The sequence below is a fragment of the Mycobacterium sp. 663a-19 genome (assembly GCF_035616495.1).
Classification (GTDB): domain Bacteria; phylum Actinomycetota; class Actinomycetes; order Mycobacteriales; family Mycobacteriaceae; genus Mycobacterium.
Window position 1 is genome coordinate 113,372 of sequence record NZ_JAPJAV010000005.1, and the last position, 12,851, is coordinate 126,222.

The following is a 12,851-nucleotide window of genomic DNA, read 5'->3' on the forward strand; positions in this document are numbered from 1 at the left end:
GTGAGGCTGACCGCTGGCCGGGACACGCTAGTACGCGGGTTCACCCACTAATCCTGGCCCCACCTCATGTCGAGTTCGACATCGTCGCCCTCGACCTTCGTCACCTTCATGTGCGAGGTCACGGTCGACCCGTCGGGGCCGGTGAAGTGACAGTCGAACGTCGTGCCGACCTTGGCCTTGACCCCGGAGGGACATTTCGCGTCGGTCGGGGTGAAGCCGTTCTGCGTCGACACCGCATTGGTCAGCATTTTCGCGGCCTTGTCGGGCACGATGGTTTTGTCGTTCAACAGGAGCACAAACACCAACACCCCCACCACCGCCAGCACGCCGACCACGGCCAGGACGGCGACAACCAGAAGCGCGGTCCGTGATCGTCGCGGCGCCACCCCGCCGGGGGGTTGGCCCGGCGGGAGCCACTGCGCCTGTTGGCCCGGGGGCCCGAGCGGGGGCGGCGGCATGGCCGGGGGTCCGGCCGGTTGCGGCGCGGGTTGCGAGACCCCCTTTTGCTGACGGTGCGGCGTCCACTCTCGGCCATCCCAGTAGCGCTGTACGGTCGAGTCCTCGGGATCGTCATACCAGCCCGCAGGTGTCGTCACGATCGGATCCTCCCTTCGATGAACTGCACCCGACGCGGCGAGAATGGAGAATCCAACCTCGGGGTTAGGTGCGGGTAATTATTGTCTTTGCCGAAGCGATCGGCAAGGATCGCTTCGGCCGCTACCGCTTTCGGTGGGCCGTTTTCGAAATCCCAGACGGTTCAAGCATTTCGACAAATCCACCCACCCGGTTTTCGACGCATGGGAGGCTTGAATGCAGGCGGGCACCACCGATGGTCGATCCCGATGACAGATAAGCGGGGACTCCGATCTTGGCCGCGCGCCGCGATCGTCGCGATCAGCATCCTCGCCGTGGCCGTGGTCGCCGGCGGCATCGCCGTGGGTCTTCGGCTGGGCCGCACCCAGCACGCCGCTTCGTCGCCACCGCCCGGTAAGGGCGTGTCCTCCCCCGCGCCGCCGGGTTGCGACATCTCGTCGTTGCTGGCGTCGATGTCGCCCCGCGACAAACTCGCGCAACTGCTGATGGTCGGCGTGACCGACGCGGCCGACGCGCGAGCGGTCGTATCCGGCCAGCACGTCGGGGGAATCTTCGTCGCCAGCTGGACCAACATGTCGATGCTGAGCGACGGGTCACTCGCCGAGATCGCTTCCTCGGCAGGTCCGTTGCACCTCGGGGTCAGCGTCGACGAGGAGGGCGGGCGGGTCGAGCGGTTGTCCGCACCGGCGCTGCTCGGGACGGCCCCGTCGGCTCGCTTCCTGGCGCAGAACGAGTCGCCAGAGCAGGTCTACCGGCTGGCGCTGGATCGCGGACGCAAGATGCGCCGGCTCGGCATCACCATCGACTTCGCGCCCGTCGTCGACGTCACCGACGCACCCGACGACACCGTGATCGGTGACCGGTCTTTCAGCGACAAGCCCGCGGTGGTGACGCAGTACGCCGGCGCCTACGCGCGCGGCCTGCGCGACGCCGGAATCCTGCCGGTGCTCAAGCACTTTCCCGGGCACGGCCACGCCTCCGGCGACTCGCACGCCACCGGTGTGGTCACCCCGCCGCTGGCCGAGATGCAAGGCGTCGACCTGGTCCCCTACCGGACGCTGGTGGACCAGGCGCCGGTGGGGGTGATGATCGGCCACATGCAGGTTCCCGACCTGACCGGTGACGATCCCGCAAGCCTCAGCAAGGCCGCGGTCACGTTGTTGCGCAACGGAAAAGACTACGGCGCACCGCGATTCGAGGGCCCGGTGTTCACCGACGACCTGTCGAGCATGCGAGCGATCACCGATCGCTACGGAATTTCCGACGCGGTGCTCAAGGCCCTGCAGGCCGGCGCCGACACCGCGCTGTGGGTGAGCACCACCGCCGTTCCGGCGGTGCTCGACCGGTTGGTGTCGGCGCTGGCCTCCGGCGAGCTGAGCATGCCCGCCGTAGAAGCCTCGGTGCGGCGGATGGCGGCGGCCAAGGCCTTCGATTCGCCCTGCGGGCGTTGACATGTCACGCCTGGCAACGAAACAGCCCGGTTCTCAATGGATTTGAAGGCCGCGCTTGCGCACCCACAGCACGGCGGCCACGCTGCCGGCCAGCCAGACGCCCAGCGCGATGGCCAGGTGCACCAGGCTCTTCGTGTCGCGCCCGAACACCGGCCAGATCAATCTGGGTACCTGGTTCCACAACACGCGGTGCTCCACGCCGCCCATCGGGTCGGCGACGTAGTACAGCGCGTACGGCAGCGCCAGGCCCACCAGCCAGTTGCCGGTGCGGCGACGATCACCGCGCTGCCGCCACCGGCGGAGCAGGGGCTCGACGCCCACCGGGTGCAACACCGACATGGCGTTTCCCACGCCCAGCCAGGACACGATGGGAACCGCGACGGTCGGCACCGTGATCGCCAGCCGCCCAGGCGTTTCCAGCCACAGCGTCAACAACATCGCCGCCGCCAGGGTGGGCAACCCGACGATCATCAGCAGCGCCAGGTTCTTGATCAGCAGGATCCGCCCGACCGGCACGCCGCAGCCCAACGCCGCACGAACGCGATAGTGGTCGGCGCCCAGCATGTTGGTGGTGGTGACATCCGCGAGGACCCACGAGGAGAAGTAGGTTCCGACCAGGATGACCCAGTCGCGGTGGTGATGGTGGTGGCCGACGGTCAGCGGCTGCACGAGCAACCACGCCGCGGCCAGGAACATGTTGGCCACCACGCCCATGAGCCAGGTTCGCGGCGGGGTGAACGCCCAGCGGACCTCCGCACCGACCGCGGGCCACAGAGCCTTTTCGAAGTCCCTCGCGGCCCGCTGCGCGGCGGCGGGCCGGGGAGCCGACGCGCGCGCCGCGGCGCGCAGGACGGCACGCACCCGTGCGGGCATCGTCGTGTGAACCTCCAACACGTCCTCCACCGCAGCCGTCGTGAAGCCATCGTGACCGGCTGGCTAATGCTACTGATCCGGGCGTGTTACGGTTTGCCCACCGTGGCCGGGCATCCGGGCAACCGGCATCGCGCATAAGGAGGGCCGCATCGGCTCCGCCGTCGCATGCGTATCCAGACGCCGGAAAGTCCAGCAGTGCAAGCGAACTGGGCACGATGTGGCGCGCGGGGTGAGGGCGTGACCCGCAAGCGCGTCGTCGTGGCGGGACTGGGAGACGTGGGCCTGCTGACGGCGATCCGCCTCGCCGGCCACGCCGACGTCGTCGGAATCTCGGTCAAACCCGCGCTGGTGAGCGGCCAGGAGCTCGGTGTGCGCCTCGCCCGCCCACACGACTGGGCCCGCGACTACTGGATCCCGTTCGACCGATTCCGCCGCCTGGACCGGGTGCGGACCGTGCACGCGACGCTGACGGGCCTGGACCTGGCGGCCCGGGTGGTGCACGGGCGGCGCGACGACGGCACGGCGGTCACCGAGGGGTACGACGCGCTGGTCATCTCGACCGGGGTGGCCAACGGCTTCTGGCGGCAGCCGACGCTGCAGTCGGCCGCCGAGATCGGCGCGGGCCTGCGCGCCGCACACGACCGATTGGCGGCCGCCGGCTCAGTGATCATCGTGGGCGGCGGCGCCGCCGCGGTGAGCAGCGCCGCCAACATGGCAACGACGTGGCCGGACAAGCGGATCGACCTCTACTTTCCCGGCGAGCGCGCGCTGGGCGCGTACCACCCCGCCATCTGGGCGCGCATCCGCGACAGGCTGACCGGCCTCGGCGTCGGCCTTCACCCGGGGCACCGCGCCGTGCTGTCGAACGGCTTTGCGGGCGACGAGATCACCGACGTACCGGTCAGCTGGAGCACCGGACAGCCCCCGGCTCGCGCCGACGCGGTGCTGTGGGCGATAGGCCGGGTCCAACCCAACACGGACTGGCTGCCGCCGGAACTGCTGGACGAAAACGGGTTCATGCGAGTGACGCCCGAGCTGCGGGTGCCGGGCCATCCGGGCGTCTTCGCGGTCGGCGACGTCGCGGCCACCGACCCCCTCCGCAGCTCCGCCCGCAATCGTGGGGATGCGCTGGTGGCCCACAACATTCGCGCCGAGTTCGCCGGCCGAAAGTTGCGCACCTTCCGCACGCCCGGGCGGCGGTGGGGCTCGCTGCTGGGCATCCAGCCCAACGGCCTGGAGGTGTTCTTCCCCACCGGCCACGCGTTCCGCTTCCCGTCCTGGTCTGTCGAGCGGGTGGTGATGCCGTGGATCGTGCGCTGGGGCATGTATCGCGGAGTGCGCGAAAACAACCCCCTGCGCTGAGTGCGACACTGGGCCCGTGGCCGAGCCCGGGGTGGACGCATTCGAGAAGCTGGTCGCGCTGTTGAACTACCCGATGTTCGTCGTCACCACGCGCGCCGACGGCGTCGCGGCCGGGTGCCTGGTGGGGTTCGCCTGCCAGGCCAGCATCCACCCGCCCCGCTTCCTGGTCGGCCTGTCCGAGCAGAACCACACGTTCCGGGTGGCCACCGGCGCCACCCACCTGGCGGTGCACGTGTTCGACCGCCAGCACCTCGACGTCGTGGAACTGTTCGGCACCCAGACCGGCGACACCGTCGACAAGTTCGAGCGCTGCTCCTGGCATCACGGCCCGGCGCGGATGCCGATCCTTGACGACGCGGCGGCCTGGTTCGTCGGGAAGATCCTCGACCGTTTCTCCCTGGGCGACCACGTCGGGCACCTGCTGGAACCGGTGGGCGGCAGCCCGCCGCACGGGCTCGAGCGTTGGGTGTCCTTCGGCGACGTCCATCACCTGCGGCCCGGCCACGAGGCCTGAGCGCCGGCTTATCGCCCGCCGGCTTATCGCCCGCCGGCTTATGGCCGTGGATAACCGCGGCGCACGGTGCGGTCCAGGATGCCCAGGGTCGCCCGCAGCGCGCCCTCGGAAAGCACCGGGAAGATCCCGGCCTCGCGCCACTTCGGATCGATGTTGGACCAGTCGTAGAACGAGGTGACCGCGGTGCCCGTCGCATCGTCGGCCGGCCGGAGCCGGTAACCGTAGACATGGCCGATGGGCGGCTTGATCTGGCCCAGCACCGTCCACGCGATCAGCCGGTCCCGCTCGAACTCGGTGATGCTGACCGTGACGTCGTACTTGCCCAGCTGCGGAAAGTCGTTCAGCGCCGCGCGGTCCATGTGGACCACGAAACCGTCGCCGGCGGCTCGCACCGGATCGCCTTCGGCGTCCTGAAGCATCCCCGACGAGTCGATCGCGACGTGGCCCTGCGGGTCGCACAGCACGGCGAAGATATCGGCCGCCGGCGCCGGGATGGTGCGTTCGACCTCGAAGCGTTCCGTCATGATTCCTCGCAACCGCCGAAGGTGAGATCGTCAATCTACTCGCCGATGCTCGGATCGCCCGACGGTGTTACCAAAAACCGCAGGTCACAAGGATCGCGGCGGGGTTCGGCGACACACCCGGGCCGCGGCGATTCGCGACTGGTTCGCAGGCAGTTCGGTATACCCTCTAGCCATCCGTCCCACGTGCCGCCGGCACGGGATTTGCTCGGCGGCGGTTGCCGCATACGAAGTCACATTAACTGGCGATTAACGTAGCGAGAACGGAGCAAACCACGGCGGCGCACGGGCCGTGACCGTCACTATGGCCAGTACCGGTTCGTTTGGGGCCACCCCGCTCATGGGGGCCGCTTCGAACCCGACCTGCGGGAGGGTGTGCAGCGATGGATTTCGCGGCGTTACCGCCGGAAATCAACTCCGGCCGGATGTATGCCGGCGCCGGGTCGGGACCCATGCTGGCCGCCGCGGCGGCCTGGGACACGTTGGCCGCCGAACTGCATGCCGCGGCAAGTTCGTATCAGTCGGTGCTGTCGGGGCTGATCGCCGGCCCGTGGCTGGGCCCCTCGTCGGCGTCGATGGCGGCCGCCGCCGCCACCACCGCGGCGTGGATGAACGCGACCGCCGCGCAGGCCGAGCAGACGGGCGCCCAGGCCAAGATGGCCGCCGCCGCCTATGAGAGCGCGTTCGCGGACACGGTGCCCCCGCCGGTGATCGCGGCCAACCGCGCCCAGCTCGCAACGCTGGTGGCCACCAACCTCTTAGGACAGAACACTCCGGCCATCGCCGCCACCGAGGCCGAGTACGCCGAGATGTGGGCGCGGGACGCCGCGGCGATGTACGGCTACGCGCTTTCGTCGGCGGCCGCGACCACGTTGTCGCCGTTCACCGAACCGCCGCGGACCACCAGCCCGGCGGCCGGGGCCGACCAAGCCACCGCCGTCGGCCAAAGCACCGGCACCGCAGCGGGAAACGCGCAAAGCATCGTCTCGTCGGTCACCGCGGTACCCAACGCGCTCATCGGCCTCGGCGCGCCGGCCGCGGCCGACCCGCCGTCGGCGCTGACTCTGATCAACCTGCTGGGCAGCCTGAGCGGAATCTTTGTCGACCCGGAAATCGGGGCGGCCGGGCTCACCGTCGGCAGCGTGGCGCTGCCCTTCGACGTCGCCAGTGCCCTGACCGGTCTGCACACCGATGAGATCGTCAGCGGTTGGGCCGGCATCCAGGCCTGGCCGGGCTCGGCGCCGGTACCGCCGACACCGTTTCCGGTGATCACCAACCTCGCCGGGGGAACGACGCTTTCGGCTGGCCTGGGCGGGGCGAACAAGGTGGGCGCGCTGTCGGTGCCGGCGGGCTGGACCGCGCAGGCCCCGGCGATACGTCCGGCCGCGCTCGGGTTGCCGGCCGCCAGCACCGCCGCCGCGCCCGAGGCGGCGCTGACCATCGGCACCGGAAGCCCGCTCGGCGACATGGCGGTCGGGGCGACGGCCAGCCGGGCCCTCAGCGGCGCCCTCGGCGGCGGCGGGCGCCGGGAGCGCGCCAAGGCGACAACCGGTGACACCGAGTCGCTCGAACGGGGCGGCGTCGTGAAGGGAATCGCGGCCGAGCTACGGGAGCTCGCCGAACTCCGCGACTCCGGAGTGCTGACCAACGAGGAATTCCTCGAGCTGAAGCGGCGCCTGCTCGGCCGCTGAACTTCCTTCGACTTCTCGACAGGCGGCGAACCGCCGGCCTTCCTATGATGATGGGTGTCCGCGGTGACGTATTCATCGAATCGCCTGCGCGACACCACCTTCAATCCATGTCGTCGAAAATTGTCGCGGCACCCTTCAGGAGGATCATCGGGCAGGTGAGCAGCGCGAACGACGATCGCGATTACCGCAACCTGGCGGTGAATCGACTGCGGCCCAGCGAACTTCGCTGGGCGCTCAACCACGACTCCGTGCACGGGATCGCGTACGCGTTCCGACACCCGGTCGCGGTCGCGGAAGCCACCGACGACCCGAACGACGACCGGAAGACCTACCTCGTCCGCGTCAGGCGCGACGACCTGGCCAGGGCGCTGGGAAGGATCAACGACTGGATCGTCCAAAATCCCGGCCCGGCCGGGATGCACGCGTACGGCTTCGTCAGGGCGTTGTCCCGGGAGGGCCTCAGCGAACGCAGGAACGGCGGCGAAGAGCGGCCCTGACCGCTTGCTGGCATTCTCCGCGTTCACCGTGCCCGGTGGTTGCCCGAACCATTAGCCTTATGCCTGGCATGCCACCGCGTACGGCGGGTGAGGAGTCGGCGATGAGTGACACGACCGCGGATTCGCGTGAGGGTTCGGAGTTCGGGCCGTACCGGCTGCGGCGGCTGGTCGGTCGCGGCGGCATGGGCGACGTCTACGAGGCCGAGGACACGGTGCGGGAACGGGTCGTAGCGCTGAAGCTGATGTCGCCGGCGCTTTCCAACGACCCGGTGTTCCGCTCCCGGATGCAGCGCGAGGCCCGCACCGCGGGGCGGCTGCAGGAGCCGCACGTCGTGCCGATCCACGACTTCGGCGAGATCGACGGGCAACTCTATGTGGACATGCGGCTGATCGACGGCGTGGACGTGGCGACCATGCTGAGCCGCTACGGGCCGCTGGCGCCGCCGCGGGCGGTGGCGATCGTGCGGCAGATCGGCTCGGCGCTCGACGCCGCGCACGCCGCGGGGGTGCTGCACCGCGACGTGAAGCCGGAGAACATTCTGGTCAGTTCGGACGACTTCGCCTACCTCGTCGACTTCGGGATCGCCAGCGCCAGCTCCGACGAAAAGCTGACGCAGTTCGGCACCACGGTGGGCACCTTCAAATACATGGCCCCCGAGCGGTTCTCCGACGCCGAGGTGACCTATCGGGCCGACATCTACGCCCTGGCGTGTGTGCTGTACGAGTGCTTGACCGGCTCGCCGCCGTTTCAGGGGGACCAGATCAGCGTGATGAGCGCGCACCTGAACCAGGCGATCCCGCGGCCCAGCGCGGCGCGCCCGGGCATTCCGGTCGCCTTCGACCGCGTGATCGCCCGCGGCATGGCGAAAAAGCCCGAGGACCGCTACGCCACCTGCGGTGACCTGTCGGCGGCCGCCTACGCGGCGCTGGCCACACCCGATCAGGATCGCGCCACCGACATCCTGCAGCGCAGCCAGCTCGCGGGGCTGCCGGCCGCGTTCGCCGGCCCGCCGCCCGGCGGTTTCGCGCCGCCGCCGCGCGCGGCGGTAACCCACGGGCCACCGCCGGGACCGGGCTGGGCTTCGCCCACCGGGATGCCGACCGGGATGTCCACCGGTGTGCCGACCGGGGTGCCGACCGGGATGCCGACCGGGATGCCGCCGTGGGGCCAGCCACCGCGGCGCCGCGGTAAACCCTGGCTTTGGGCCGGCGTCGCCGCCACCGCCGCGGTGGTCGTCGTGGCCGTGGTCCTGGTGGTCGCCCGCCCGTGGCAGTCGCCGTCCCCGGCCCCGCCGACTCCCCCACCGCCGCCGGCCGACGCGGTCGCGCTGCGGGTCCTCGACGACGGCGTGTTCGTCGGCAGCCCGGCGGCAGCGACCACGATCGACATCTTCAACGAACCCATCTGCCCACCGTGCGGCAGCTTCATCCGGTCGAATGCCGGCGATATCGACACCGCGGTGAACAACAAGAAGCTCGCGGTGCGCTATCACCTGCTCAACTTCCTCGACGACAAGTCGCGCAGCAAGGACTACTCGACCCGCGCGGTTGCTGCGACGTATTGTGTTGCGGCGCAAAATGATCCGAAGCTCTACAGCGGCTTCTACACCGGCCTGTTCGCCAGCAACTTCCAGCCCGCGGAGGACGCCCTGGAAGACCGCACCGACGGCGAACTGGCCCAGCTGGCCAAGACCGTCGGCGTGGACGCGAGCGTGATCAACTGCATCAAGGCGGGCGACGACGTCGCCACCGCGAAGGCGAAGGCGGCGGCCGGCGACGCGACGCTGTCCGGGTTCAATGCCTCCGGGACGCCGTTCGTGTGGGACGGCACCAAGGCCGTGAACTATCAGGATGCGACCTGGCTCACCAAGCTCATCGGGTGATCCGCTCAGTCCCCGACACTTAAATGACGCACACGACACGCCGACGGGTGTCGCAGCGATTTAAGTCTCGGAGACAAGCGGGCCGCGCGGCCGGCAAGGGGGTGCCCAATCCGTCGTAATCGGACAAAGTTTCCGCGCGTCGGTGCAAGATCTTGACCAGGTTCGGATCGATGATCCGGGTAGGGCGACCCGTGAGCCTTTTCTCCATACTCCCGACGCGCCGCCGCGGGGCGGCCCGAGAAGAGGACACGCATGACTAAGATCCCGAGGACCACGGTCGCGGCGGCGGCGCGAATCGCCGGGCTGGTGCTCCTCGCGTGCGCGGCGGCATCGGGGGGCGGTTCCGCGGCGGCCCACGCCGAAACGGGCACGTCCGTCCCCGACGCCAACTACGAGCTGGGCATGCACGGCGACCCCGCGGCCGCCGCGCGCTTTTGGCAGCGGCAGCACTCCTCGGACTGCGGGGAGCTGGCGGTGGCCGACGTGGTCGGCCAGATCACCGGCCGCGAGCCCAGCGAGCAGCAGATCACCGCGGTCGCCGAAGCCACCCCGGGCGCGGTGGGCCGCGGCCCGATCTGGAAACCCGCCGGCAACACCGACATCAGAAATCTACCGGTGCTGTTGTGGCACTACTGGATCCGGTCGGAAAACATTCAGACCACGACCAAAGCGCTGGAGCAGGATCTGACCGCAGGGCGCAAGGTCGTCGTGATCCTCAACGCCGAAACCATCTGGAACCGGCCGGGCAGGCGAGACTCCGCGAACCATTTCGTGGTCGTCACCGGCATCGACACCAAGGCCGGCGTCGTGCACCTCAACGACAGCGGCATCGACACCGGGCGCGACGAGCGGGTCCCCGTCGCGACCTTCGAACGCGCGTGGGCGCCCAACCGCAACTCGGCCGTCGTGACACTAGGCTGAACGCGTGTCGGTTGCCCAACGCGAACGTGCCGCCCTCGTCGAAACCATGCGCAGCGTCGGACCCGAGGCGCCCACCCTGTGCGAAGGCTGGAAAACCCGGGACCTGGCAGCCCACCTGGTGATCCGCGAGTACCGCCCCGACGCCGCGCCCGGCATCGTGATCCCGTTCTTCGCCGGCCACACCGACAGGGTGCAAAAGGAGGCGGCCGAGCGCGACTGGGATGAGCTGCTGGACAAGATCGCGTCCGGCCCGCCGGCCTACTCGCCGCTCAAACTGCTCGACCCGGTGGCCAACGTCGGTGAGATGTTCATCCACCACGAGGACGTGCGACGTGCGCGGCCGGGCTGGGAGCCCCGGGCACTCGAGCCGGCGCTGGCCTCCAGGCTGCGCCGGACCCTGCCGCTGATGGGCCGGCTGACGCTGGCGAAGGTTCCGGGCCGGGTCGCGTTGCGCACCCCGGAGGGCACGACGCTGCTGACCGCCGGGCGGGGCCCGGCCGTCACCGTGACCGGCGCGCCCGAGGAGCTGCTGCTGTTCTCCGTCGGGCGGGCGGCCTGCGTCGAATTCGCGGGCGACGAGGCGGCCGTCCAAGCGGTGCGCGACGCACCGAAGGGGTTATAGCCCGTCATGCGCAGAGACCCGGAGCTTGCCCGACGCCTGTACGACCGGTTCACGCCGGTGCATTCGGTGACGTACTTCGCTCCCGAGGCGCGCGCGGCGCTGGATGGGCTGGGTTACCGCGGCTTCTGGATGGGCTACTTCGCCGCCCGGTCGGCGCCGCTGGGCAGGGTGCCGACGGAGGTGGTGACGGCCATCTTCTACAACTTCGCCCCCGAGCGCGTCGCCAAGGCCCTGCCCGCGGCATGGCAGATCGCCGGCCCGGAGGCCGCGTTGCACGCCCGGCTCGAATCCGCGGTCGCGGCGCTGCGTCGCTACGGCATCGCCGCGGATGAAAACGTCTGCGCCGCAGCGGATTTGGCGACGAAAGCGGCGAGGCAGGCGCCCTTGGACGGGCGTCCGCTGTTCGCCGCGAACCTGGCGCTGCCGTGGCCGGACGAACCGCTGGCCGCGCTGTGGCACGCGACGACGCTGCTGCGCGAGCAGCGCGGCGATACCCACGTCGCGGTGCTGGCCGCCGCGGGTATCACGGGCCGGGAATGCAACGTGCTGCACGCCGCCGCGGGTGAGGTCCCGCGCGATTACATGGCGCGCGCTCGCGACTACGACGACGCCGAGTGGCGCCACCACGAGCAACGGCTGGCCGAGCGCGGCCTGCTCGACGGCGACGGGTCGCTGACCGCGGCCGGCCGGCGGCTCAAGGACGACATCGAATCGCGCACCGACGCGCTGTCGCTGTCGGCGCTCGACGCGCTGAGCGACGACGAGGTGGAGTCCCTGCTCCGGGCGCTCACCCCGGTCACGCGGGCGGTGATCGCCGGCGGCGACATCCCCGCCGTCACCCCGATGAGCCTGCGACGCGACTTCTAGCTCGTTCGGCGGACGCGGTACGTTTCGACGATGCAGGTCGACGCGATGACCGTTCCTCAGCCGTTAGGGCAGATCGCCGACATCGCCCGGCGCACGCAGGCCGCGGGCTTCGCCGGCCTCCTGTTCACCGAAACCGGGCGCACCGCGTACCTCGACGCCGCCGTGGCGTCGCAGGCCGCGCCCGGTCTCGAACTGTCCACCGGCGTGGCGGTGGCCTTTCCGCGCAGCCCGTTCGTCACGGCGGCGGCCGCGTGGGAACTCCAGGAGGCCACCGGCGGGAGGTTCCGGCTCGGTCTGGGCACCCAGGTCCGCACGCACGTGGTGCGGCGCTATGGCATGCCGTTCGATCGCCCCGGCCCGCGGCTGCGCGACTACGTGCTCGCGGTGAAGGCGTGCTTCGCCGCGTTCCGGTCGGGGAAGCTCGACCACCACGGCGAGTTCTACGACCTCGACTTCATCACCCCGCAGTGGAGCCCGGGGCCCATCGACGCACCCGATCCCAAGGTCGACGTCGCCGCGGTGAATCCGTGGATGCTGCGCATGGCGGGCGAGGTGGCCGACGGTGTTCACATCCACCCGCTCGGTGAGCCCGGATACCTGGCGCGCCACGCGATGCCGAATCTTGTTAAGGGAGCGGCTAATTCGAACCGCGCACCTTCGGACCTCGCGGTCGTCGTGCCGGTCATGACGATCGTCGGCGACACCGAGGAAGAGCGCCGCGCCGAGCGCGAACTCGTGCGGGGCAGCCTCAGCTTCTACGCGAGCACACCCAACTACGCCTTCATCCTGGACGAGGCCGGATTCGAGGGGACGACCGCGCGCATCCGGGAGAGGCAGAAGGCCGGCGACTTCCAGGGCATGGCGGCCCAGATCACCGACGACCACATCGCGACCTTCGCCACCGAGTCGACGTGGGACGGCCTGGCCGACGCCCTCGTCGACAAGTACGACGGCATCGCGACCCGCATCGTGTTGTACAACGCGCTGGCCGATCCCGAGCGCTTCGAGCGCTACGGCGAGGTCGCGCGGCGCATTTCGGCGCGGTCCTGACCGGC

At 70.1% G+C, this 12,851-nt stretch carries 13 protein-coding genes; 10 read left to right on the forward strand and 3 right to left on the reverse strand.

Annotation, left to right across the window (positions count from 1 at the left end):
* Window positions 1-47 precede the first annotated feature (47 nt).
* Window positions 48-596, reverse strand: a complete 549-nt coding sequence (locus OQ968_RS11040; protein WP_324677617.1) for a DUF2510 domain-containing protein — start codon at window positions 594-596, stop codon at window positions 48-50.
* Window positions 597-842: 246 nt separating this feature from the next.
* On the opposite strand from OQ968_RS11040, the gene OQ968_RS11045 reads away from it, so the two are divergent.
* The gene (locus OQ968_RS11045) at window positions 843-2,045 is read left to right on the forward strand and encodes a glycoside hydrolase family 3 N-terminal domain-containing protein (RefSeq protein ID WP_324677619.1); all 1,203 of its coding nucleotides are present in this window, start codon (window positions 843-845) and stop codon (window positions 2,043-2,045) included.
* Between the two features lie 33 nt (window positions 2,046-2,078).
* Here the strand turns inward: OQ968_RS11045 and OQ968_RS11050 are convergent, their stop codons facing one another.
* Window positions 2,079-2,918, reverse strand: a complete 840-nt coding sequence (locus OQ968_RS11050; RefSeq protein ID WP_324677998.1) for a hypothetical protein — start codon at window positions 2,916-2,918, stop codon at window positions 2,079-2,081.
* Between the two features lie 237 nt (window positions 2,919-3,155).
* Here OQ968_RS11050 and OQ968_RS11055 point away from each other — a divergent pair, with 237 nt between their 5' ends.
* Both OQ968_RS11055 and OQ968_RS11060 read left to right on the forward strand, forming a co-directional pair.
* Window positions 3,156-4,280, forward strand: coding sequence for an FAD-dependent oxidoreductase (locus OQ968_RS11055; RefSeq protein WP_324677621.1), 1,125 nt, complete (start codon window positions 3,156-3,158; stop codon window positions 4,278-4,280).
* Window positions 4,281-4,296: 16 nt separating this feature from the next.
* Complete coding sequence (locus OQ968_RS11060; protein ID WP_324677623.1) at window positions 4,297-4,794, forward strand: flavin reductase family protein; 498 nt, start codon at window positions 4,297-4,299, stop codon at window positions 4,792-4,794.
* 38 nt (window positions 4,795-4,832) lie between these two features.
* Here the strand turns inward: OQ968_RS11060 and OQ968_RS11065 are convergent, their stop codons facing one another.
* Complete coding sequence (locus OQ968_RS11065) at window positions 4,833-5,318, reverse strand: SRPBCC family protein (RefSeq protein ID WP_324677625.1); 486 nt, start codon at window positions 5,316-5,318, stop codon at window positions 4,833-4,835.
* Window positions 5,319-5,698: 380 nt separating this feature from the next.
* Here OQ968_RS11065 and OQ968_RS11070 point away from each other — a divergent pair, with 380 nt between their 5' ends.
* From OQ968_RS11070 to OQ968_RS11100, 7 genes are all read left to right on the forward strand, one after another.
* Window positions 5,699-7,006, forward strand: coding sequence for a PPE family protein, SVP subgroup (locus OQ968_RS11070; RefSeq protein ID WP_324677627.1), 1,308 nt, complete (start codon window positions 5,699-5,701; stop codon window positions 7,004-7,006).
* Window positions 7,007-7,161: 155 nt separating this feature from the next.
* A complete protein-coding gene (locus OQ968_RS11075) occupies window positions 7,162-7,503 on the forward strand; it encodes a hypothetical protein (RefSeq protein WP_324677629.1) in 342 nt (113 codons plus the stop codon).
* Between the two features lie 101 nt (window positions 7,504-7,604).
* A complete protein-coding gene (locus OQ968_RS11080; protein ID WP_324677631.1) occupies window positions 7,605-9,386 on the forward strand; it encodes a serine/threonine protein kinase PknE in 1,782 nt (593 codons plus the stop codon).
* A 252-nt stretch (window positions 9,387-9,638) separates the two neighbouring features.
* Window positions 9,639-10,307 carry a C39 family peptidase gene (locus OQ968_RS11085; RefSeq protein WP_324677633.1) on the forward strand — a complete coding sequence of 223 codons (669 nt, stop codon included), beginning with the start codon at window positions 9,639-9,641 and terminating at the stop codon, window positions 10,305-10,307.
* A gap of 4 nt (window positions 10,308-10,311) precedes the next feature.
* A complete protein-coding gene (locus OQ968_RS11090) occupies window positions 10,312-10,929 on the forward strand; it encodes a TIGR03085 family metal-binding protein (protein ID WP_324677635.1) in 618 nt (205 codons plus the stop codon).
* 6 nt (window positions 10,930-10,935) lie between these two features.
* A complete protein-coding gene (locus OQ968_RS11095) occupies window positions 10,936-11,796 on the forward strand; it encodes an SCO6745 family protein (protein WP_324677637.1) in 861 nt (286 codons plus the stop codon).
* Window positions 11,797-11,826: 30 nt separating this feature from the next.
* Window positions 11,827-12,846 (forward strand): TIGR03617 family F420-dependent LLM class oxidoreductase, encoded by a 1,020-nt coding sequence (locus tag OQ968_RS11100; protein ID WP_324677639.1) that lies wholly within the window; start codon window positions 11,827-11,829, stop codon window positions 12,844-12,846.
* Window positions 12,847-12,851 lie beyond the last annotated feature (5 nt).